This is a genomic window from Brevibacillus parabrevis (assembly GCF_022701015.1).
GTDB classification, from domain to species: domain Bacteria; phylum Bacillota; class Bacilli; order Brevibacillales; family Brevibacillaceae; genus Brevibacillus; species Brevibacillus parabrevis.
Genome location: NZ_CP064090.1, coordinates 2,715,190 through 2,732,658, shown reverse-complemented (window position 1 = coordinate 2,732,658; position 17,469 = coordinate 2,715,190). Strand labels below are relative to the sequence as shown.

Below are 17,469 nucleotides of genomic sequence, written 5' to 3'. Positions count from 1 at the left end.
CCGAAACGATGCTGATCTCCCCGCTTTTGTGTGATTTTATGATTGCTTCACCAGTTCTTCCAGCTCGGCTGGCGCAAAGCCTTTGACCGCTTTGTCGCCCACAACGGTTACCGGAACGCCCATGAAGCCAAAACGCTCGACATCCTCTTGGTAGGCGCGGCTGGTCATGACATCGCGCACTTCGAACGAAATCCCTTTTGCCGTCAGCCACTGCTTGACCATGTCGCAATCGACGCAGTTTTTCGTCGAGTAGACGATTACGCCTGGCTCGGACGAACTGGCATCGGACAGCAGCATGTTGCGGACAATCGCATACGAACGCTGCGAAGCAAGCTTGGTAAACTCGACGAAGTTGACATGCGCAGAGCCGTCTGCCTTATCGGACATCGATCGCACGACGACAAACGGCACGCCGTTCATCGCACACACTTGTCCGACTGCCGCTCCTTCCATCTCCGTGCAATGAGCCTGGAACTGCTCGTACAGCCATTGTACCTTTTCCCGGCTGGCGACAAACTGGTCACCGGACAAAATGCGGCCGCTCACTACCTGAACACCCGCTTCCAATCCTTTTCCAGCCTCGATCGCTTGCTGCATCAGCTCCTGGTCGGCTTGCCATGTCCATTGCTCCGTAAACGGAATTTGCCCCGGGGCAAAGCCGAGCGGCGTCACGTCGATATCATGCTGCAAGCAGTCTGTCGACACGACAATATCGCCAATGTTCAATTCCGGGTGAACGGCACCAGCTACGCCTGTAAAAATGACGCGCTCCACCTGAAACTGATCGAGCAAAATTTGCGTCGTGACCGCTGCATTCACCTTGCCGACACCTGACTTGCAAAGCACGACTTCTTTGCCTTCCATCTTCCCGCTATAGTAAGCCACTCCGGCTTTGACCGTCGTCGTGGCTTGTTGCATCGCTTCCAAATACAGCGCAATTTCTTCGTCCATCGCGCCGATAATTCCGTACCGCATCCACTTATCCTCCTCTTGCTGGCAATCTGTTGCGGGCGATGCGATCAAGCCTGCTGCGGCTTGGTGCTCTCCCGATACTCGATCCGGTGCGGCAACAGCACAACGTGCTCTTCCACGTTTTCGTTGTTCATGTACTTGGTCAGCAGGCGCATCGCGACCGCACCAATATCGTACATCGGCTGAACTACGGAAGTCAGGCGCGGGCGCACCATTTCCACGAGGCGAATGTTGTCGTGGCCGATGACCTCGATATCGCCCGGCACGTTCAGACCGGAATCCTGGATGGCATGGATCGCTCCAATCGCCATTTCATCGTTGGCAGCAAAAATCGCTGTCGGCGGCTCAGCCAGCGCGAGGAATGCCTTCGTTGTCGAAAGCCCTGACTCGTAAAAGTAGTTGCCTGTCGCAACCAGCTCCTCGTCCAGCTCGATCCCGTTGTCCTTCAACGCCTTTTTGTAGCCTTCGTAACGCATCAGGCCGTTGAGCGGATCGTTCGGCGGGCCTGAGATCATGGCAATCCGCTTGTGTCCGCGCGAAGCCAAAGCTTCCGTCGCATCGTAAGCGGCCTGGAAATGGTCGATGCTCACAGAAGGCAGCACGTTGTCCGCATCGCGGGTAGCCGCAAGAACGGTCGGCACCGAAGTGCTGGTCAGCGCCTGAAGGTGGTCTTCCTTAATCTCCGCCCCCAGGAACAGCAGCCCGTCCACTTGCTTCTCCAACAGCGTATTGATCAACTGCAATTCTTTTTCCATCCGCTGGTCAGAGTTGCAGAGGATGATATTGTATTTGTACATCGTTGCAATGTCTTCGATTCCACGGGCCAATTCGGAAAAAAACAAACTGGAGATATCCGGGATGATGACACCGACGGTTGTTGTTTTTTTGCTGGCGAGACCGCGAGCAACGGCATTTGGTCGATACCCCAGACGTTCAATCGCAGCCAGTACCTTTTTTCGGGTCAAAGGCTTTACGTTGGGATTCCCGTTGACTACACGGGAGACAGTCGCCATCGAAACCCCCGCTTCTCTTGCCACGTCGTAGATTGTAACCGGCATCACACACCCTCACTTTCCCTATATTTTGGTTTTCATAGTTATTTTCATAAATATATGCACCTATGATACGACAAGCCGTATGCGGTTGCAATCGTTTTTACGGGCTTTGGCGCCGCTATTTCATTAGTTTGTTCATCGTTTTCAAAAGCTCGTCAATTACTTCGCTATCCCCTTGCTGAATGCGCTCGATGACACAAGATTTCATATGTCCTTCCAGCAGCATTTTGCCCACGGCATTCAAGGCGGACTGCACAGCAGCGATCTGGTTGAGGATGTCGTCACAGTATACGTCTTTTTCCACCATTCCGCGGATTCCGCGAATTTGTCCCTCTACGCGGTTGAGCCGCGAGACAAGGTTGGACTTGATTTTATCAGGCCGCACGGTGGCGCGATCAGACGAGCAGCAGTGATCTTGATCATTCATCTGGCATAGCCTCCTTCGCCGTTATCAGCACTTAAATCCTAGCTTACTTGGTCGACCTCGGGTTCGTCAAATCAAAAGGTCCTCCCTGCGCGCAGGAAGGACCAGCAAACTCACATCAAACTGTTTCGTTATCCTCTGGTTGCTACCACTTCGCCTTTGTACAGGCCGGAAGCAAGCAATTCGTCCACAAATTCGTTGAACTGAGGAATGTTGAGCTGTTGCTTTGCATCAGACAGAGCAACATCCGGGTCCGGGTGAACTTCTACCATCACACCGTCGGAACCGATTGCGAATCCTGCTTTCGCGCAAGGCAGCAGCAGGTCGCGACGACCAGTAGAGTGGGTCACATCGACGAAGACAGGCAAGTGCGTTTCTTGTTTGAGCAACGGTACAGCAGAGATATCAAGGGTGTTGCGAGTCGCTTTTTCGTACGTGCGGATACCGCGCTCGCACAGCATGACTTGCGTGTTGCCCTCAGATACGATGTACTCGGCTGCGTAGATAAATTCTTCGATCGTTGCGGACAGACCGCGCTTCAGCAGGATAGGCTTGTTTACACGGCCTGCTGCTTTCAGAAGCTCGAAGTTTTGCATGTTGCGCGCACCGATTTGGATGACATCGATGTATTTCGTCGCCATTTCCAGATCGGCTGGCGTGACGATTTCGCTGATCGTTACGAGGTTGAACTCGTCACCGATACGCTTCAAGATTTGCAAGCCTTCTTCTCCGAGACCTTGGAAATCGTATGGGGAAGTGCGAGGCTTGTATGCGCCGCCGCGGATTGTTCTCAAGCCGCGTTTGGCATGGTTTTCCGCTACCGCTCTCACTTGCTCGTAGCTTTCTACGGAGCAAGGTCCTGCGATCAGGATCGGGCTTTTGCCGCCGAACTCGACGCCTTTTACTGTAATGACCGTGTCTTCCGCTTTCTTCTTGCGGCTGACCAGCAGAACTTTTTTCTTGTCTTCGTTTTGCAAGTCCAAGGATACTTGGAAAATTTGCTTGAACAGATGGCGAACCGTGCTGTCGTTGAACGGACCTTTGTTATTTTCTACGAGCAGATTGAGCATTTGGCGCTCGCGCTCTGGATCAAAGCGGTTGCTGCCCAGCTTTTCTTTTTCTTTGCCGAGCTCTTGCACCAAAGTCGCCCGCTGGTTGATCAATTCCAAAATTTGCAGGTTGATTTCGTCTATCTGTTTGCGCATGGTCTCAATTTGATCGTGTGCCATTGTTTCTCTCCACTCTCCTCTTTTTATATAGGTCTGCTAGGTGGTTGCCGATAAATTAGGGTTATTATAATCGATTCAAACTCCCTTGTCAGCAGTTTAGCGCCAAAAAGCGCGAAAGTAAATTATTTATGTTTTTTTACCTTTGCAAATTCTTCGCCAAAAAAGGGATAATTCCTTGTTTCGACAGGATTCTTGATAGCTGTGGTCGAATCCATTGGATATATGTTCTAACGAAAGCCTTCATCTATTTCTACTGATCGACACGAAAACGAGGGAGTGACTTACCTTTGTCAGCCTATAACGAAACAGGCTCCCCTGAGCTGATTTTTTCACTAGATATTGGCACACGCAGTGTGGTCGGACTGATTGTGGAAACGACCGGAGATCAATTTCGCGTGCTGGACTGCGCCATTCGCGAGCACGATGAACGCTCCATGCTCGATGGACAGATTCACGATGTGGTTGCCGTTGCCAAAGTGATCAAGCAAATCAAGGACGAATTGGAAGAAAAGCACGGGCAGCTTCATCAAGTAGCTGTGGCAGCAGCCGGTCGTTCGTTGCGCACCCGCCGCGTACGTGTGGATATGCCGCTGTCGAGACACGCCTTTATCACGCGGGAAGATGTGGTCGCACTGGAGTTTGCCGCCGTGCAGGAAGCCCAGGCAGACTTGGCAAAAGAACTGCGCGAGCTGGATGCGACCCGCTATTACTGTGTCGGCTACAGCGTCGTCAACTACTACCTGGACCAGGAACTGATCGGCAGCCTGATCGATCAGCGCGGAGACATAGCCAGCGCAGACGTGATTGCCACATTTTTGCCGCGGGTAGTCGTCGACTCGCTGATTGCCGCCTTGAAACGGTGCGATCTGGAGATGCAGGCGCTCACGCTGGAGCCGATTGCGGCGATCAACGTACTCATCCCCGTAACTATGCGCAGACTCAACATCGCGCTCGTCGATATCGGCGCAGGCACATCTGACGTCGCCTTGACCGAAGAAGGTGCGATTACCGCCTACGGCATGGTGCCTGTAGCCGGAGACGAGATCACGGACGCGCTGATGAATGCCTTTTTGCTCGATTTTCCGATGGCAGAAGAGGTCAAACGTCTGCTCACCACCCATGAATCGGTGACGTTCACGGACATTCTCGGCATGGAACACACGATGAGCGCAGCGGAAGTAACCAGCGCCATTGAAGGAGACGTTTCCCAGCTGGCAGAAAAAATCGCGACGAAAATCATAGAGCTGAACGGCAAGGCACCACAAGCTGTCATGCTGATTGGCGGAGGCAGTCTGACGCCGGGCTTGACCGGAAAAGTCGCCCAGTTCCTGAACATGCCTGCCGCTCGCGTCGCTGTGCGTGGTGGCGATGCGATCAAGCAATTCGTGGGAGACAATCCGCTGCTTAGCGGGCCAGAATTTGTCACGCCAGTGGGAATCGCGGTAGCAGCACGCCGCCACCCGCTCCGCTACGTGACTGTTACCGTCAACGATGTGCCGCTGCGCATTTTTGACTTGCGGAAAATGTCCCTAGGAGATTCTTTGATCGCTGCCGGACTGGACATTCGCCGCCTTTACGGAAGACCGGGTCTGGCGATGAGCGTCACGGTAAACGGCCGGATGAAAATGATTCCTGGCGGTCACGGCACGCCTCCTGTCATCATGAATAACGGAGAAGCGGCCAGCCTTGATTCACCGATTGCCGATGGAGACACCATCACGGTTGTCGCGGGAAAAAACGGCGAGGACGCCCATGTTTTCGTGCGCGAGCTGCTCGATCAGCTGGACACGTTGGATATCGTCTGCAACGATCGCCCGCTGTCGCTGGGGCCAGTGATCCACGTCAACGGCACGCCTGCGCAGCTCGACGACTCGCTGGCCGATCGCGCGGAAGTAGAAATCCGCCTGCCCCGCACCGTTTCCGAAGTGCTGGCGGCAGCTGGTCTTTTGGCGCCTGATGAACAGCCAGCGCCATCCGGGCTGCACTTCAGCGTGAACGGGCAGTCTTACACCCTCCCAGCGCACAACCCGATTCTGCTCTTAAACGGCAAAACCGCCACTTTCAGCGATGTCGTCCGCCAGGGAGACGAGCTTTCCTATCGCCTGGAGGAAATCGCACCGCCAGCCATCCGCGACGTCATCCCGCTGGAAGAATGGGTGCAAGAAACGATGACCGTCTCCTTCAACGGCGAGCGAGTGATGCTGCCCGTCGCACAGGTGACGATCACGTTGGACGGCAAAGTGGCATCCGCAGACGAGCTTGTGCCTGATGGGGCCGTCATTACGGTCAAATCTGCCCCATCCGCCCCTCCGGTATTCAGCGATGTGTTCCGGTTCGTCAACTTCTCTCTGGAGAAGCCGGACAATGAGAGCATCTCCGGCTTCGTCATGCTGGTAAACGGACAGCAAGCCAGCTTCCAGACCGAGCTGAAAAGCGGAGATAAACTGGAGCTGTTTTGGGAGTAAACACAAAAAAGAGCTGCGCTAAAAGCGACAGCTCTTTTTTCGTAACAAACTTTTTCGATGCGGAGACTAGGCGCCGACTGCCTGCTTGATGGCATCCTTGGTAATTTTCCAGTGAGAAGTATGCCATTTCACTTCTCCGTTTTCCAGCAGGAAAATTTGCGGAGACTCGTGTTTGATCGCAAAACGCTCCGCTACTGCGTTCGATACCGGACGATCTTCGCGCACGAGAATCACGGCCGCTTCTACGGAATGATCCAGCAGATACGCCTGGAACTCTTCATAAGCGGATGTGCTGATCGGGCAAATCGTGCTATGCTTGAACAAAAGCTGCTTCCCCTTTTGCGCAACGAACTGATCCAGTTCCTCGATCGAGTGGAGTTGTTTTTGGGCCACCATTCATCTCTCCTTTTGTCGCTTCCTCTGCGCCTTTCAGTATACCGAAATCTGGATGGCAAAGTCTACGCTTGCGGTGCACGGGGGCAAAAAGGGGCAGAAGCTGACGTCTCGACTGCGCCAACAAAAAGGAGCCGCCTGTTACAGCGCCTCCTCTTTCGTGTTTATACCATGATTTTGGTCAATCGCTCCCGCAGTTCCAGCATCCATCTCTCATCGCCTAGGGACTGCGCCAACAAAAACAGATCCAGAAGCTCGTTGACCCTCTCGCCCAGCACTTCACGAACAGAAGAATCTGCCTTTTCGTTAGCAATCAATACCAATAAGTTGGATAACTCTGACATTTCTTCAAATTCGATCGCCTGGCGCTGCGGATGTTGGCCCAGTTCCTCCATGAGTGATTTCAAATCTTCTTTGATGACATCTACCACCTGGGAATGCGCGCAGCAATCGTCGACGCAAACGTGTACCGGGACGTTCATGATTTTGACCCGCTTTTTATACACGACATTGCGCAGCACGATCTCCATGTCATTCCCGCAGCGGCTGCATTTCTTTTGCACAAAGTTCACCCCTAACTCTATCTACATATGTATACCTCTCATACTATTCGAGGCTCCTCCCTTCAATCCTGCTAAAACGCAGGTGGTACATGGTGGATGCAGTGGCAAATATCGTCCATCCCTGGAGGACGTGTCAAAGCAAAAAGCGATGCCCGTTTGAGCATCGCTTTTCGTGTATGTGCCACTGTCTCGCCGCTTACGCGTAAATGGCGTTTACTTTTTCACAGTGCGGGCAAACCGCTACCTTGCCGGAATGCCCCGCCTCATCTTCCACCCGGTATCCTGTAATCTGCTCCGAGAAGCAAAACAGGCATTCCGTATTGAAATCCATATCGTACTGGGCTTTCCACACAATGGACTTGAAATCCTCGCCTACATTAATCGTAATGGGAACCAGCTCGTGCTGAAGACTCGACAATGATCTTTGCATCGCCATAACATCCTTTCGTTTTTTGCAAAGTCTTTTCGTATCCTCTAGCTTTTCCTGATTTTCAGAATAATAAACATGCGCAAGCAAGCAGATGGCATGGAAAGAATCTTCGCAAAAATGGGCGGATGCCCGTATCGGGACTGTGCATAAACCCATATGTTATGGATGTAAGCACAAGAGGCTTAACACACAACAAGGAGGATGTTCATCCTATGAGTAGCATTTTCAATGGAGACCTCGATGATTTCACCTTAGTGTTGATTCTTTTTATCCTGTTGGTCATCATCGGCTGCGGCTGCGATTGACATAGCCATATTGGCGCAGGACCCTGCATATACATGAAGAACCGAATCCTGTAAACGCGTTTCCTCCGCACGCTACCCTGGTATGGGTAGCTTTTTTCTATGCGATTTGTGTACAATACATACTGATATGATATGGAAAGCGAGGGATCCCCTTCCTATGAAAGATCCACGTATTGAGCAATTAGCTGACGTCCTCGTCAACTACTCCACCAAAGTACAAAAAGGTGAAAACGTTTTAATCTACTCCATCGGCGATGTGACTGACTTGACGAAAGCCGTAATTGCCAAAGTTTACGCAGCGGGAGGCAATCCTTACGTTCAACTGATTGACCAAAGCATTCAGCGCGAACTGCTTCTCGGTGTCAACGAAGACCAGCTTGGCATCATGCGTGAAGCTGACGTCTCCTTTATGAAGCAAATGGATTGCTACATCGGTATCCGTGGCGGCGACAACATCAGCGAGCTGGCTGACGTGCCGGGCGACAAAATGCAAATGTACTCCAAGCTGTTCGCCCGCCCTGTGCTGGACGTGCGCGTGCCTGAAACCAGATGGGTCGTGCTTCGCTACCCGAACGCTTCCATGGCCCAACTGGCCAACATGAGTACAGCCGCTTTTGAAGATTTCTACTTCCAAGTGTGCACGCTCGACTACGGCAAAATGGACAAGGCGATGGACAGCCTCGTCGAGCTGATGGAAAAAACCGACAAGGTGCGCATCACAGGACCTGGCACCGACCTGTCCTTCTCGATCAAAGGCATTCCTGCCATCAAATGCGCCGGAGAAGCCAACATCCCGGACGGGGAAGTATTTACAGCCCCAGTGCGCGATTCCGTCAACGGCACGATCTCGTACAACACGCCATCCCCATACCAAGGCTTCACTTATGACAACATCAAGCTGACCTTCAAGGATGGCAAAATTATCGAAGCGACTGCCAACGACACGACGAAAATCAACGAAGTGTTCGACACAGACGAAGGCGCCCGCTATGTCGGCGAATTTGCGATCGGGGTCAATCCTTACATCCAAAACCCGATGAAAGACATTTTGTTCGATGAGAAAATCGACGGCAGCTTCCACTTCACGCCTGGACAAGCCTATGACGATGCGTTCAACGGCAACAAGTCGTCCATCCACTGGGATCTCGTCATGATTCAACGCCCTGAGTGGGGCGGAGGGGAAATCTGGTTTGACGACCGCCTGATCCGCAAAGACGGACGTTTTGTCGTGCCAGAGCTGGAGTGCCTCAACCCGGAAAACCTGAAGTAAACAAAAAGAAGGCTTCGCCACTTTATTGCGGCGAAGCCTTCTTGCATGCGTGTTCAACCCAATTGGTCAAATCCCTGCTCAGATGGAAGCAGACAATGCTGGTTGTTTGGCTAGCGAGGGCATTTTGTGCTCCAAAAAGGAAATCGTCGACTCCAGATGATGGATCGTATATTCCCAGCAAAAGCGCTGATATTCGTCAAAATGCAGCTCCAGCTTCTTGAATGAGGCTCGGCTTTGTTGAAGCATTTGGCGCTGAAGGTTCAAACAGCTCTCCAGCATGTCCTTTTGCTCCTCGGGGGAACGGCTCTTGCCAAAGAAAATTTTCACCAGCATGTCAGAGCGCAACACAGGAGGCAAAATCGGCGTCTGGATTTCTTGACGGAACGTGTCCTTGCCCTGCTCTGTAATCTGATACAAAATTTTGTTCGGCTTTCCAGACTGGATGACCTCTTGCTTGGTGACCAGTCCTTCCTCTTCCAGCTTGCGCAGTGCGGGGTAGATCGCGCCAAAGCTGGCATCGTAGAAAAAGCCGATGCTGTTGGAAAACGCCTGCTTGATATCGTACCCACTCATTTCTCCATAGCTCAAAAAGCCGAGTATGATCGTTTTAACATCCATCTCTTCGCATCCTCCATTATCTTTCTTTTTCTCTCTCTAGCGACAAAGCAGACAATTGCCTTTTTTCAGACAGAAGTGAATATCCATCTGCTAAGCCTTTATGTTCAAAATATTCTCTAACTACATGTATTATAATTCGATTCTAATAATTATACCAATGCTATTTCTTTATTATATCAATCAAAAATAATGATATAACAAACGCCGCGCTCAAATTGGGCGTCCCTTCCCTTTCGCCCCTCCATAAGATGATATATACCTAACTGCTGTAGGGGGAGAGATTGGTGAAAAGTAAAAAATGGTCCCAATATACGCGAGTAAAGTACCCTGTGAGCAGCAGCAGTCTGCACCCGTTCAATTTTTTTGTCCCTATTGTAGAGCGCGTACAGGAGGGAGTCGTTTCCATCGTCACGGAAGACGCTCCCCTAGCTAAAGACGTCGATTCTCTGATTCGCAGTCTCATCGACCAGGATGATAATACTTCGTCACCGCCTACCGAGCGCAGTTTCGGCTCCGGTTTTATCTTCCACCCGAGAGGCTATATTTTGACCAGCGAGCACGTCATCGGCAAATCGAAAAACATTTTTGTCAAGCTGTACAACGGCAAAGTATTTGAAGCCAAACGCATCATTGCCGATCGAGTCAGAGACTATGCTGTTATCAAAATCGACGCGGACTGCAAGCTCTATCCTTTGGCACTCGGAAACTCTTCACACACCAAGGTTGGTGAATGGGTCATCAGTGTCGGTTCCCCACTTGCTTCCAAAGGAACAAAAACCAAGCTTCTTTCAGACCCTGACACGTTGTTCCCTCTGCCCTACATCCCCGGTCTGTCTCTTGCGGGCGAGATGGAGAGCGAATTGCACAGGCCGCTCGATCGCCTTGGCGTACGTGACCATATCCCCCATTTGGCGAAATACTTCCCGCCCCGGTTTCGGATTGACCTCGATCAGCCAGACGCTCCCGTCTACAGCGACACCGATATCCAGCCCGAACTCCATCATTCGTCCAAAGTAATCCTCCAGCGTCTTCGCCACCTCATGGGCAAGCGAGTGACACTCCTTCGTGATCAGCTGTGCTTGTCTCTTGCCGAATCGCTGCTCGATCAACCCTTCAAAGGAAACAGCGCGCCCTCCGCCGTGCAAATTGGAGGTCGAACTGCCAGCCTCCCCGATCCGTACCCCGGAGCCAGTCACCCTCCACTCCCCTGCCTGATCCTTTTGGATGAGCACGCGCACATCTGCCACATGATTCGGAATCAATCCGAGATCGATCCCTTGCTGCACGAGAAAATTGCCATCTGCAATCTGCTGCTCGACTACCCAGCGGCCAACCCAGTTCTCCACGGCACTGACGCTGTCCAGCTTGGCAGTGTGCGTCTGATATTGCTTGTCGCGCCCGGAGAGGCTAAATTCTTTGCCCTTGGCCGATATCCGCAAAATGCTTTTCCCTCCGGAGCCGTTCCCCGGCTTGACGTACACGAGTGGATATTTGCTCAGCATGGTTGCAACTCGCTTTTTTTCGTACAAGTGTGTTTCCGGAATCCAGTGCATCACCCGCCTGTCCTTGGCCAAAAGCTGGGTGACCCGCCACTTTTTGCTGAACGGGCTGTTGGCAAAGAAAAGCAGGTCGCTGTTTCGCAGCCGAATGTACTCGGGGACACGCCGCCGATAGCGGTCGATGACGACCTGTGGCCACGGAAACCATCTGCTGCTCCAGCCGCCGCCTGCTTTGGGAAGAAAGCCTTTGATCTTTTTTTCCTTCATGTTTACGTCCTGATGCGAAAACAGGTAAATTTCCGCCCCCAGCTTCTGCCCTGCCAGCACCAGCTTGCGCAAGTAGTCCGGCTCGCCAAAGCGCTGCCCCTGGCGCCAGGTCAAAATCCCGATCACCGGTTTTGGAAGCATCCTAACACCCTCTTCTTCTCGTATCGTTCGCCACAGTCTATGTGCATGTGCCTGCCTGTGAAACGATTTTTGCCGGAAACGGGCTTGGCTCGTGCGGGCAATCCTATTTCCAGCATAACCCCGCCCCGGTATGGCAAACATAGATAAGCACATGCCAAACACTTCGTTACTTACTTTTTTCAAGTTTATCTGCTACAATAAGCGTTAACATAACCATGCTGTATAGAGGTGACACCAACATGAGTCAAGAATTTGCTGGCGAGCACATGTGTCCCAAGTACGAATGCGCCATCAATGTCCTCGGCAAGCGCTGGACAGGTTTGATCATCCACGTTTTGCTTCGCGGCGCTGTTCGCTTCAAAGATATTCGCGAGATGGTTCCGCACATGAGCGACAAAATGCTTTCGGAGCGACTGAAGGAGCTGGAGGAGCTGGGAATTTTGGAACGAAAAGTATACCCGGAAATTCCTGTGCGCATCGAGTATGAATTGACAGAAAAAGGAAGAGATCTGCGTCCGGTCATTGAATCCATTCACGAATGGGGACAAAAATGGATGTAGCGCAGCCCCACTTGTCCAATCAGGATAAGCGGGGTTTTTTTGTGCGCAAAAAATCCAAGTTTTCCAATCTGTCCAGGCATACAAAGCGCTGTTTTGCTGTAGACTCTAGCAACCTCAGTTGATGGGAGGAAATCCGATGCGAACGGCTGTCTACATGCGCGTCAGCACCGAAGACCAGGCACGTGAAGGATTTTCAATCCCGGCCCAGCGGGAAAAACTGTTGGCTTACGTCCACTCACAAGGGTGGGAGGTTGCCGCCATCTACGCGGAAGAAGGCGTGAGCGCCAAAGATACGAACCGCCCTGAACTGAAACGGCTGCTGAAAGATATCCGCGAAGGGAAGACCGATGTCGTCCTCGTCTATCGTCTCGATCGCCTCACCCGCTCTGTGCTGGATCTGTACCGGCTTCTCCAGGAGTTTGAAAAGTATGACGTGCGCTTCAAAAGCTGCACAGAGGTGTACGATACGACTACCGCCATCGGCCGACTGTTCATTACGCTGGTGGCGGCGCTCGCCCAGTGGGAGCGGGAAAATTTGGCGGAGCGAGTCAAGCTCGGCATGGAGCAGATGGCGAAGGAACGAAAACGGCCAGGCGGCCCCCCGCCTTTTGGCTACGAGCTGGTGGACGGGGCGTTGACCATTCAGCATGCGGAGGCGGCTGGCGTCCGCGAAATGTTTGAGCGCTATGAGAAAGGCGAGTCGCCGCGGCAGATTGCGGAGTGGGCAAATCGCCAAGGACTTCGCGGAAAAAATGGCGCAAGCTGGGGGGCAAGTTCTGTCCTGCGCCTGCTGAAAAATCCGGTGTATCACGGGGCGCTGCGCTGGAACTACACCGACGGGCTTCAGCGCCAAAACTCGCCGGATCAATGGATCGTGGAAGAGGCCGCCCATCCGGCGATTATCGACAAAGACCTTTTCATGCGCATTCAGCAAAAAATGGCTGCGCGCAGCTCGCTCCACCCGCGTGTCCTTGGCTCCACCTTTTGCTTTTCCGGTTTGCTCTACTGCTCCCTGTGCCACTCCCCCATGCGCGGCAAGACAGCCAACACCAAGAGCGCGGGAAAGCGTTACGTCCATCGTTATTATGTATGCAAAAACAAGCAGGCTGGCCGCTGCGACGCCCCTGCCATCCGGGAAGACCGTCTGGAGCAGGCCATCCTCTCCGAGCTGATGAGCTATTCGCACGAAGCGCGTGCTGCTTTGGAAGAAGTCCGGGCCTCGCTTTCTTCTGTGGTCCCTTTTGCAGATGCAGAAGCGCGGGAACAGAGGCGAGCGCTCAAATTGCGGCGCTGGGAAGCAGCTTACGAGGAAGGACTGCTCACCCTCGAAGCATTTCGGCTGAAAATCGCTGCCCTCGCCAAAGAAGCTGACGCTCTGTTCCCCGATCCACCTCCGTCTTTTGCCAAAGCTGCCTTCCCGCCCTACAGTCAGCTGACCAATTGGCCGCTCCTCTGGTCCCATGCCAGCGATGAAGAGCGCCGCATGCTCATGACGGCACTCGTCAAACGCGTGGAAGCAGCCGAAGCTCCCGGCAGGAACGCACACGGCCGGACGATTCAGCTGCAGCAACTGGTCTTTTTGTAGTTTTTGTCGCTATGTACACAGGCGGTTCCCCGCTTGGGTTGGAAAACTCTGTAACGGCCGGAATTATCAGCGCCAAAAACCGTCGCCTCCAGGTGGCAAAACGAATGTATGAAGAGATTTTCCAAACCGATGCCGCCATCAACCCCGGCAACAGTGGTGGGCCACTTATCAATCTGAATGGCGAGGTCGTGGGGCTGAACGCCTTTATCATCCAGTCCAGCCAATGCCTGGGCTTTGCCATCGGGATTGACGCACTGAAAACGCAGCTTGAGCAGTATGTTTTCAAATAAGCGGAGAAGCAGATATTGGGAAAATAAAAAAACCCCGTCTACGATGACGGGGATTGCTTCTCAAATGCGATCAGGTACACATTCTCGCCTTCTGAATTGAGTTGTTCCTCTGCCTGTTTCAACTGTTGCAGCTGCACGGCCGTCAGCTGCGCAATAGGCAGTTCGCTTAAACGATTTTGCTCCATGCGCCATTCCTCCGTTGGTATCAGACTCAAGTGTTAGTCTGTCCACCTGAACGGGTATGTATTTACGCCGTCAAATCGAAAGCTTTGGCAATCGCCGAACACGAGCGCTTGCAGAATACGATTGGCAGCTCACGATCCTTCGCCTGGTTTTTCACGGTTTTCGCGAGGTTGTGATTGACGAAGTCGGTCAAAACGAGAATCATATGAATGCCCGCAGGAATTTTCACACCTGTTTGGGAGCTTTTGCGCCCCGTTACGTGATGAATATCTTTAAACCCTTGTCCGTGCAGCAAATCTACGATATTACCAAGGCGATCTCCGCCAATGACTAAAATGGATGACATAATGTTTTCCTCCTTAAAATGGGTGAGTGTCGATGTATGTTCTGGTTCTCTGTTTTCTAATTGATAATGAATATCACTATTATTGATAAATATTATCATTCCCAATTAGCTTTGACAATACTCTCCATGATAACTTTTTTGTAAAAATCCAAAACTAAACGTATCCACCCCAGTCGTGGCGTGGCTTGAGGCGATGTGCTCCCGGCAAAACGTGCCATTTATTAACAGAAAACGCCGAAAATCTACATATGTATTGCCCGGTTCATTTTTCCAACTGTATAATGAACAAATAGATCGTGAATGAGGAGGTGGCGGAGGGTGCAAGAAATTACACAGCTGCACGCCATTTTTGATCGCACCAGAGGTTACATCAATCGTTTCATGGGCATCATCCAGCCGATTATCGACGCTGCACAGGACGAGCACACCCGCTTGTACTACCATCACATTTTGGAAGAAGAAGAACAGCGCATGGGACGTCTCCAGGAACTGGTTCCTTACCTGGAAAACGTATCCGGAAAAGAATCGCTTGCCCAACTGAGCGACCGCGAGCTTTCTCAGTTGCTGTCGGATGTGAACCTGGAGCGGTTTGGCCTGCACAATTTCCGCGAGCATCTGGAGCTTTCCCTGTACGAGTTTCAAGATGACGAAACCCGCACGACATTGGACGGCATGCGCGAAAAAACTCACGCCGACTACTTGCAAGTAAAAGAAATCATGGCTTCGCTCAGCGGACGGTTCTCTGACGGGTCCCATCCTGACCTGACCGACCACGATGAAGGCCACGATATTCATCAGGTGGATCACCTGAAAGCTTCTGCAACGGCTGCTCACGGTGTTGCTTCCGTCATCAAACACGCGGCTCCTGCCAAGACTGCCGCTCCTGGCAAAAAGGGGCTTACTGTTGGAAGTTTGAAAGGACATTAAGGAAACACCGATCTTATATGACCTGGAGGTTACGCTATGGACAAGCTTCGCAAATACCCAGACTCTCCATTAACCAATGAAGAATGGAGCCAGCTGGACGCTACTGTAGTCGACATGGCCCGCCGTCAACTCGTGGGACGTCGCTTTATCGATATTTACGGCCCGCTCGGTGAAGGTATCCAGACGATCACCAATGACGTATACGATGAATCGCGCTTCGGCGGTCTGTCCTTGCGCGGCGAATCGCTGGAAATGACACAGCCTAGCCGCCGCGTAAGCATGACAATCCCGATTCTTTACAAAGATTTCATGCTTTACTGGCGCGATGTCGCGCAAGCTCGCACACTGGGCATGCCGCTTGACATGAGTGCCGCTGCAAACGCCGCTGCTGGCGGTGCGCTGATGGAAGACGACCTGATCTTCAACGGAGCGGCTGAGTTTGATCTGCCTGGTCTGATGAATGTAAAAGGCCGCCTCACGCACCTGAAGAGCGACTGGATGGAATCCGGCAATGCGTTCGCTGACATCGTGGAAGCGCGCAACAAGCTCTTGAAAATGGGTCACAGCGGTCCTTATGCGCTGGTCGTGTCCCCCGAGCTGTACTCCCTCCTGCACCGCGTACACAAAGGCACTAACGTGCTGGAGATCGAGCATGTGCGCAACCTGGTGACAGACGGCGTATACCAATCGCCTACGATCAAGGGACGCTCCGGCGTGCTGGTGGCTACAGGCCGCCACAACCTCGATCTGGCGATTGCCGAAGACTTCGACTCCGCTTTCCTCGGAGACGAGCAAATGAACAGCCTGTTCCGTGTATACGAGTGCGTAGTGCTGCGCATCAAGCGCCCTAGCGCCATCTGCACATTGGAAGAAACAGAAGAATAAACAGCCTCGGATGGCGCAAACAAACCATCCCGGCCAACACGAAAAACGTATCCATTCGATCTGATCGCTTGGATACGTTTTTTTATGGCTTTTTCTCATATTTTTCTATTTCCCTCTTGCTTTTTCCAGATCTTAGATTAAAACAAGAACAAACGTTCCTTTTTTAGTTATGGAACGCAAAATCGGCGGGAGAGGTGTTAGCCAGTATGATTCAGTCACTGCACAACATTGACTTTTTTCAAGAACAAATCGGTTCCGGCGTTCCGATTGTCATGCTTCACGGTTTTTCGCTCGATCATCACGTCATGAAAGGCTGCATGGAGCCTGTTTTTGCTGAGCGCGAAGGCTTTCGCCGACTCTATATCGACCTGCCCGGTATGGGAAAGACGAAAAATTACGACAGCGTGCAAAATACGGACGACATGCTAGAGGCTGTTCTGCACTGGATTGATCGTGAACTGCCAGGCGAACCGTTCCTCCTCGCTGCTGAGTCGTACGGAGGTTATTTGGCGCGTGGAGTCATCGAAAAGCGCAGAGAGCAAGTCAAAGGCGCCCTGTTCATCTGCCCGAGTGTTTTCCCCAAAATGAGCCAGCGCACGCTGCCAGACAAGGTCATTTTGGTAGAAGAGCAAAGCCTGTGGGACAAGCTGACAGAGTCGGAGCGCGCCGAGTTCGAAGCCATGGCTGTGGTCGCCACAGAAGAGACATGGGACCGCTACAAAACAGAGATTATAAGCGGGTACAGCATCGCGGACTTCCCCTTTTTAGAACGACTGAAAACATCGTACGGCTTCTCTTTCCCGCTTGATACGCAGCCTTTTCCCCATCCTGGATTGTTCGTCGTAGGCAAGCAGGATCATGTCGTCGGCTACCAGGACGCATGGAGCTTGCTTCCTCACTATCCGCGCAGTTCTTTTGCCGCGCTCGATTGCGCTGGACACAATCTGCAAATCGAACAGCCCAAGCTGTTCACAGAGCTTGTCCATGAGTGGCTGAACCGGGTCGAAAGAGAGCTTTCTTTGTCCTAACAATAAAAAAGACAATCAGCTTTTCAGCAGCATG

The 17,469-nt window shown here is 52.3% G+C and carries 20 protein-coding genes and 1 pseudogene; 10 read left to right on the top strand and 11 right to left on the bottom strand.

The annotated features are described in order from the left end of the window. Positions 1 to 36 precede the first annotated feature (36 nt). The 4 genes from IRJ17_RS12905 to IRJ17_RS12890 all read right to left on the bottom strand — a co-directional run bounded on the left by IRJ17_RS12905 (position 37) and on the right by IRJ17_RS12890 (position 3,680). Positions 37 to 975, bottom strand: coding sequence for a 5'-methylthioadenosine/adenosylhomocysteine nucleosidase (locus tag IRJ17_RS12905; protein WP_217022312.1), 939 nt, complete (start codon positions 973 to 975; stop codon positions 37 to 39). Between the two features lie 44 nt (positions 976 to 1,019). After that, the gene (gene ccpA / locus IRJ17_RS12900) at positions 1,020 to 2,030 is read right to left on the bottom strand and encodes a catabolite control protein A (protein WP_122964016.1); all 1,011 of its coding nucleotides are present in this window, start codon (positions 2,028 to 2,030) and stop codon (positions 1,020 to 1,022) included. A 115-nt stretch (positions 2,031 to 2,145) separates the two neighbouring features. Next, positions 2,146 to 2,454 carry a metal-sensitive transcriptional regulator gene (locus tag IRJ17_RS12895; RefSeq protein WP_063228119.1) on the bottom strand — a complete coding sequence of 103 codons (309 nt, stop codon included), beginning with the start codon at positions 2,452 to 2,454 and terminating at the stop codon, positions 2,146 to 2,148. A gap of 128 nt (positions 2,455 to 2,582) precedes the next feature. Then, positions 2,583 to 3,680, bottom strand: coding sequence for a bifunctional 3-deoxy-7-phosphoheptulonate synthase/chorismate mutase (locus IRJ17_RS12890; protein ID WP_122964015.1), 1,098 nt, complete (start codon positions 3,678 to 3,680; stop codon positions 2,583 to 2,585). 287 nt (positions 3,681 to 3,967) lie between these two features. On the opposite strand from IRJ17_RS12890, the gene IRJ17_RS12885 reads away from it, so the two are divergent. Further along, the gene (locus IRJ17_RS12885; RefSeq protein ID WP_242774948.1) at positions 3,968 to 6,145 is read left to right on the top strand and encodes a cell division protein FtsA; all 2,178 of its coding nucleotides are present in this window, start codon (positions 3,968 to 3,970) and stop codon (positions 6,143 to 6,145) included. A 66-nt stretch (positions 6,146 to 6,211) separates the two neighbouring features. Here IRJ17_RS12885 and ytxJ read toward each other — a convergent pair whose 3' ends face one another. From ytxJ to IRJ17_RS12870, 3 genes are all read right to left on the bottom strand, one after another. Next, a complete protein-coding gene (gene ytxJ, locus IRJ17_RS12880) occupies positions 6,212 to 6,538 on the bottom strand; it encodes a bacillithiol system redox-active protein YtxJ (RefSeq protein ID WP_167470276.1) in 327 nt (108 codons plus the stop codon). 164 nt (positions 6,539 to 6,702) lie between these two features. Continuing rightward, on the bottom strand, positions 6,703 to 7,101 hold the full coding sequence (locus tag IRJ17_RS12875; protein ID WP_229049716.1) for a hypothetical protein: 399 nt from the start codon (positions 7,099 to 7,101) through the stop codon (positions 6,703 to 6,705). Between the two features lie 196 nt (positions 7,102 to 7,297). Next, positions 7,298 to 7,531, bottom strand: a complete 234-nt coding sequence (locus tag IRJ17_RS12870) for a hypothetical protein (RefSeq protein ID WP_063228116.1) — start codon at positions 7,529 to 7,531, stop codon at positions 7,298 to 7,300. Between the two features lie 125 nt (positions 7,532 to 7,656). Here IRJ17_RS12870 and yjcZ point away from each other — a divergent pair, with 125 nt between their 5' ends. Then, the gene (yjcZ, locus tag IRJ17_RS28285) at positions 7,657 to 7,836 is read left to right on the top strand and encodes a sporulation protein YjcZ (protein WP_122964012.1); all 180 of its coding nucleotides are present in this window, start codon (positions 7,657 to 7,659) and stop codon (positions 7,834 to 7,836) included. 157 nt (positions 7,837 to 7,993) lie between these two features. Then, entirely contained in the window at positions 7,994 to 9,106 is a 1,113-nt protein-coding gene (locus IRJ17_RS12865; protein ID WP_173599886.1) for an aminopeptidase, read from the top strand. A 78-nt stretch (positions 9,107 to 9,184) separates the two neighbouring features. On the opposite strand, the gene IRJ17_RS12860 is transcribed toward IRJ17_RS12865, so the two are convergent. Continuing rightward, positions 9,185 to 9,724, bottom strand: a complete 540-nt coding sequence (locus tag IRJ17_RS12860; protein ID WP_122964010.1) for a PadR family transcriptional regulator — start codon at positions 9,722 to 9,724, stop codon at positions 9,185 to 9,187. Between the two features lie 284 nt (positions 9,725 to 10,008). On the opposite strand from IRJ17_RS12860, the pseudogene IRJ17_RS12855 reads away from it, so the two are divergent. Continuing rightward, positions 10,009 to 10,434, top strand: a pseudogene (locus tag IRJ17_RS12855) (trypsin-like peptidase domain-containing protein); the annotation flags it as partial. Positions 10,435 to 10,512: 78 nt separating this feature from the next. On the opposite strand, the gene IRJ17_RS12850 reads toward IRJ17_RS12855, so the two are convergent. Next, complete coding sequence (locus IRJ17_RS12850; protein WP_122964009.1) at positions 10,513 to 11,631, bottom strand: YheC/YheD family endospore coat-associated protein; 1,119 nt, start codon at positions 11,629 to 11,631, stop codon at positions 10,513 to 10,515. 239 nt (positions 11,632 to 11,870) lie between these two features. On the opposite strand from IRJ17_RS12850, the gene IRJ17_RS12845 reads away from it, so the two are divergent. From IRJ17_RS12845 to IRJ17_RS12835, 3 genes are all read left to right on the top strand, one after another. After that, positions 11,871 to 12,191, top strand: a complete 321-nt coding sequence (locus tag IRJ17_RS12845) for a winged helix-turn-helix transcriptional regulator (RefSeq protein ID WP_005828119.1) — start codon at positions 11,871 to 11,873, stop codon at positions 12,189 to 12,191. A 136-nt stretch (positions 12,192 to 12,327) separates the two neighbouring features. Then, a complete protein-coding gene (locus IRJ17_RS12840) occupies positions 12,328 to 13,776 on the top strand; it encodes a recombinase family protein (RefSeq protein ID WP_242774946.1) in 1,449 nt (482 codons plus the stop codon). An 11-nt stretch (positions 13,777 to 13,787) separates the two neighbouring features. Further along, positions 13,788 to 14,066: a S1C family serine protease gene (locus IRJ17_RS12835; RefSeq protein ID WP_122964007.1), complete on the top strand. Its 279-nt coding sequence runs from the start codon at positions 13,788 to 13,790 to the stop codon at positions 14,064 to 14,066. A gap of 38 nt (positions 14,067 to 14,104) precedes the next feature. Here IRJ17_RS12835 and IRJ17_RS12830 read toward each other — a convergent pair whose 3' ends face one another. Beyond that, positions 14,105 to 14,251, bottom strand: a complete 147-nt coding sequence (locus tag IRJ17_RS12830; RefSeq protein WP_173596902.1) for a hypothetical protein — start codon at positions 14,249 to 14,251, stop codon at positions 14,105 to 14,107. Between the two features lie 62 nt (positions 14,252 to 14,313). Next, positions 14,314 to 14,595, bottom strand: a complete 282-nt coding sequence (locus IRJ17_RS12825) for a DUF2325 domain-containing protein (RefSeq protein ID WP_005828113.1) — start codon at positions 14,593 to 14,595, stop codon at positions 14,314 to 14,316. A 318-nt stretch (positions 14,596 to 14,913) separates the two neighbouring features. Here IRJ17_RS12825 and IRJ17_RS12820 point away from each other — a divergent pair, with 318 nt between their 5' ends. The 3 genes from IRJ17_RS12820 (at position 14,914) to IRJ17_RS12810 (ending at position 17,435) form a co-directional block, all read left to right on the top strand. Beyond that, positions 14,914 to 15,522: an IMEF encapsulin system ferritin-like cargo protein gene (locus IRJ17_RS12820; RefSeq protein WP_122964006.1), complete on the top strand. Its 609-nt coding sequence runs from the start codon at positions 14,914 to 14,916 to the stop codon at positions 15,520 to 15,522. Positions 15,523 to 15,558: 36 nt separating this feature from the next. Next, positions 15,559 to 16,407, top strand: coding sequence for a family 1 encapsulin nanocompartment shell protein (locus IRJ17_RS12815; protein ID WP_063228109.1), 849 nt, complete (start codon positions 15,559 to 15,561; stop codon positions 16,405 to 16,407). 206 nt (positions 16,408 to 16,613) lie between these two features. After that, positions 16,614 to 17,435, top strand: coding sequence for an alpha/beta fold hydrolase (locus IRJ17_RS12810; protein WP_122964005.1), 822 nt, complete (start codon positions 16,614 to 16,616; stop codon positions 17,433 to 17,435). The last annotated feature ends 34 nt before the right edge of the window (positions 17,436 to 17,469 follow it).

Bases quoted from the DNA above. Each gene is read 5' to 3' on its own strand.
- IRJ17_RS12835 (WP_122964007.1), top strand. From the start codon at position 13,788: ATGTACACAGGCGGTTCCCCGCTTGGGTTGGAAAACTCTGTAACGGCC.
- IRJ17_RS12840 (WP_242774946.1), top strand. From the start codon at position 12,328: ATGCGAACGGCTGTCTACATGCGCGTCAGCACCGAAGACCAGGCACGT.
- IRJ17_RS12860 (WP_122964010.1), bottom strand. From the start codon at position 9,724: ATGGATGTTAAAACGATCATACTCGGCTTTTTGAGCTATGGAGAAATG.
- IRJ17_RS12850 (WP_122964009.1), bottom strand. From the start codon at position 11,631: ATGCTTCCAAAACCGGTGATCGGGATTTTGACCTGGCGCCAGGGGCAG.
- ccpA (WP_122964016.1), bottom strand. From the start codon at position 2,030: ATGCCGGTTACAATCTACGACGTGGCAAGAGAAGCGGGGGTTTCGATG.
- IRJ17_RS12905 (WP_217022312.1), bottom strand. From the start codon at position 975: ATGCGGTACGGAATTATCGGCGCGATGGACGAAGAAATTGCGCTGTAT.
- IRJ17_RS12870 (WP_063228116.1), bottom strand. From the start codon at position 7,531: ATGCAAAGATCATTGTCGAGTCTTCAGCACGAGCTGGTTCCCATTACG.
- yjcZ (WP_122964012.1), top strand. From the start codon at position 7,657: ATGCCCGTATCGGGACTGTGCATAAACCCATATGTTATGGATGTAAGC.
- IRJ17_RS12865 (WP_173599886.1), top strand. From the start codon at position 7,994: ATGAAAGATCCACGTATTGAGCAATTAGCTGACGTCCTCGTCAACTAC.
- IRJ17_RS12810 (WP_122964005.1), top strand. From the start codon at position 16,614: ATGATTCAGTCACTGCACAACATTGACTTTTTTCAAGAACAAATCGGT.
- IRJ17_RS12890 (WP_122964015.1), bottom strand. From the start codon at position 3,680: ATGGCACACGATCAAATTGAGACCATGCGCAAACAGATAGACGAAATC.
- IRJ17_RS12830 (WP_173596902.1), bottom strand. From the start codon at position 14,251: ATGGAGCAAAATCGTTTAAGCGAACTGCCTATTGCGCAGCTGACGGCC.
- IRJ17_RS12895 (WP_063228119.1), bottom strand. From the start codon at position 2,454: ATGAATGATCAAGATCACTGCTGCTCGTCTGATCGCGCCACCGTGCGG.
- IRJ17_RS12845 (WP_005828119.1), top strand. From the start codon at position 11,871: ATGAGTCAAGAATTTGCTGGCGAGCACATGTGTCCCAAGTACGAATGC.
- IRJ17_RS12815 (WP_063228109.1), top strand. From the start codon at position 15,559: ATGGACAAGCTTCGCAAATACCCAGACTCTCCATTAACCAATGAAGAA.
- IRJ17_RS12825 (WP_005828113.1), bottom strand. From the start codon at position 14,595: ATGTCATCCATTTTAGTCATTGGCGGAGATCGCCTTGGTAATATCGTA.